The 3,236-nt window shown below is 38.7% G+C and carries 4 protein-coding genes; 2 read left to right on the top strand and 2 right to left on the bottom strand.

Translation table 11 applies throughout. From position 1 onward, the window contains the following. On the top strand, nucleotides 1–315 hold a 315-nt coding region (locus HRU21_12285; protein ID NRA43067.1), incomplete at its 5' end, for a DUF1501 domain-containing protein. 175 nt (nucleotides 316–490) lie between these two features. After that, complete coding sequence (locus HRU21_12280; GenBank protein NRA43066.1) at nucleotides 491–1,978, top strand: IS1182 family transposase; 1,488 nt, start codon at nucleotides 491–493, stop codon at nucleotides 1,976–1,978. 51 nt (nucleotides 1,979–2,029) lie between these two features. On the opposite strand, the gene HRU21_12275 is transcribed toward HRU21_12280, so the two are convergent. Both HRU21_12275 and HRU21_12270 read right to left on the bottom strand, forming a co-directional pair. Further along, the gene (locus tag HRU21_12275; protein ID NRA43065.1) at nucleotides 2,030–2,602 is read right to left on the bottom strand and encodes a hypothetical protein; all 573 of its coding nucleotides are present in this window, start codon (nucleotides 2,600–2,602) and stop codon (nucleotides 2,030–2,032) included. Nucleotides 2,603–2,736: 134 nt separating this feature from the next. After that, nucleotides 2,737–3,236 (bottom strand): hypothetical protein (locus HRU21_12270; GenBank protein NRA43064.1); only part of this gene is annotated, 500 nt, incomplete at its 5' end.

Here is a 3,236-nt window from a genome sequence, read left to right as displayed (position 1 = left end):
GACTCAACTCTGGTTGTTGTGGCCACTGAATTTGGCCGGACCCCCAACATTAATCCGAACGCCGGACGTGATCACCTTCCAAAAGGTTTCACTTGCTTGTTGGCCGGTGCAGGAGTAAAGGCCGGTGAAACATACGGTAAAATGAGTCGCGATTGTAAAGACATAGTTGAAAACAAAGTGGACATAACCGATTTCAACTCAACAATCGCCTGGAGCCTTGGAGTTGATCCTGAGAAAGAAGTCATGTCCAGTTCAGGCAGACCATTTACAATTCACAATAAAAAAGGTAAAGTCCTTAAACAACTTTTTGTTTAAGTAAATTAAACCGCCGGGATCGCGGGCAGCCTGCCCGCAAAAAACAAACAGTTAATTTTCAAATGTTTACAACAGCTAAATTTTTTACCGGCGAGCCGAGGCTGTGTGAAAAACCTTGCCTTTTCCTTAATTTGTATTATGTTGTTAAGGTAAATATTAATATAGGAATTAAGAATTGAACTTTATTGAAGGAACCGATCGTCGCGAAGCAGAACTTCTTCCTGCTTGCTTAGATGATTATGTAGCAGTTGAGAGTCCAGTTCGCAAAATAGACAGTTTTGTTGAATCATTAGATCTTCATGATTGCGGCTTCAGATTTCCTAAGAGTAATACGCAAGGGAAAGGCCGCCCGGCATATCACCCAAAGTTTTTACTGAAGCTATTTATTTATGGTTATATGAATGGCCTTCGTTCGGGACGTAAGCTGGAAAAAGCCTGTAAAATAAATCTTGAAGTCATCTGGCTTATGCAAAAGCTGAAACCGGACTTTAAAACAATTTGTGACTTTCGCAAAAACAACAGCGACTCCTTTAAAAAGGTTGCCACACAGTATTCCCTTCACTGCTACCACCAGGGCTATATAGGAGGTGAACTTCTTGCAGTTGATGGCAGCCGTATTAAAGGCCAAAATGCACTGGATAAGAGCTGGAGCAAGAAAAAGGTCAATCGTTTGAAATTACATCTTGAAAAGGAAATTTCGAATTACCTTAAACTTCTGGAAGATGCAGATAATTGTCCGGTTCCTTCCGATGAAAAGCTTCACAATTATGCTAATACACAAATAGAAAACTTAGAATCCAGAATAGACGACCTAAAGCAAATTGAAGCGAAACTCGAAGAATCCGGCAGTGATCACCTTTCTCAGTCTGATGCAGATACAAGAATACTCAAAAAGAATGGTAACATAGTAGTTGGCTACAATGCCCAGACAGCCGTTGACAGTAGACATGGGCTAATCGTTTGTAGTGAAGCCACCAATAAGCAAAATGATTTCGGTCTACTTGCTCCAATGAGTATTCAAGCAAAAGAAATCCTTAGTCTTGATGAGACTGAAGTAACAGCAGATAAGGGCTATTACAGCAGCGAATGTTTGAAGCAATGCGACGAGAATAATATTATAACTCATATTCCCGAAATTATGATGTCGCCTTCAGAGAGGCAAGGACTATTTGGGAAAAGGCACTTTGAATTCAATGAAGAGAGAAATGTTTATATTTGCCCTGCAAATCAAGAATTGACCACTCCTGATACAGGTAAGAAGAAACAGTGGAATTACCGCAATAAAATAGCCTGTAAAAACTGCCCGATAAAAGAGAGATGTACTACGTCAAACTATAGAACCATTAAACGATCAGTAAATGATCCATACATTGAAAAAAACAGAGAACGTTTAAGTTATAATAAAGATATTCGAAGGCTACGAAAAGTAATAGTTGAACCTCCATTCTCATGGCTGAAGATGCATTCATTAGTTGGTGGATTCTTAACTAAAGGTTTTAAAATGGTCAATGCCGAACTGTCACTGGCACAATTAGCCTATAACATGAAACGAGTCGAAAAAATCGAAAGCCGGTATAGAAGGGGGCTTTTGTCCTATTTTTTTAAGGAAACAGCTCATAATCATGAAAATAGAGCTCAAATCGGGCTATTTAGAGCGGCTTGAAGCTTTTATTGATAAGATCAAAGATTTTACATAAGTATGAAAGGTAAGGTTTTATTTTTCACACAGCCTCACTTCGACTGAAGCTACTGAGACTCTTTCAAGAGGCAGGCGTACAGACTGGTAGGCGCTTTCTGTCAGCAGAGTCTCCCCTGCTTCTGCGACATCTTCACCAAGTTTGCATGTAGTGTTCATTTCATCGCCAAAAACACCTTCAACATCACAGCGGACGCCCCTGCCATATCCAATGCCAATACATGACTGGAAATGTTCATATTCATTCATCATGAATTTCTCAGAATCAAAATACTCATGTATAGCTTTAGCGCACTCAAGTGCACTTTCTACATCAGGAAATTCGGCAAACACATTATCTGCATGGAAGCGGTAATCTATCACATTTGAATCTGCAAAGATCTCAATACATTTCTGTCTGAGGTTTTTTACAAAATAAAGAAAGTAAAGGCTGCCTTTTTCGCGGGTAATTCTGGTGAACCCCGTTGAATCAAGAACAAATATGGCGCAAACTTCTCCAAATTCGGAGTCAAAAAGATCCATTTCTTGTTTAGTTATTTCGGTAATACACGAATAGTTTTGTATTTTGTTAAATAAATTGCCCTGCTTCACTGGGTACTCCGGTAAAAAATTCTAAAAAGTGCTTATCTAAATATTAACAATATTCAAGTTTTTGCACTATGGTTATTCTACAAATATTTATGAAGTTTTAAATATTGATGCAGTGTGGTAAAAAATAATGATTATTACTTACCTGATGACCCTAACGGAATCAGCTTAATAGTACGATCCAACTTCTGAAATTCATTAAAAAGATTAAAGCTTTGCATGCCTTCCGGCATTTCGAGAACTGACGGCATTATGGCAACATGCCTTTTGTCAGCCATCCTCCACACATACATATTGGGAACAGGGCCGCCCCACTTCTCAAAAGGTTCACCGAGGATTTTTTGAATTTCCTGTAAGTTCATTCCTTCTCTAAGGAAATATCTCAAGCTGTTATCTATCCTTTTTTCATAATGGATAGTTGAGATCTTAAACTTCTGGGGTTTTCCTGAACGATGATCGATAATTGAAGGGTGCTTTTCATTTAATAGTAGTTCTACTTTACCTCTCTCCATTTCATAAACATAATTGCCTGGAGCCTTTCGAGTAGCAACAGCATAGGACAGGTCTCGTGAGAATTTATTCCCGGGGTAGTCGAAGTTGAAATATTTCTTTTCTATATGTTCGCAGGAACAGATAA

This window comes from Pseudomonadales bacterium (assembly GCA_013215025.1).
In the GTDB taxonomy this organism is placed as follows: domain Bacteria; phylum Pseudomonadota; class Gammaproteobacteria; order Pseudomonadales; family DT-91; genus DT-91.
The sequence above is the reverse complement of the archived record's forward strand: the minus strand, read 5'-3'. Positions and strand labels throughout refer to the sequence as shown.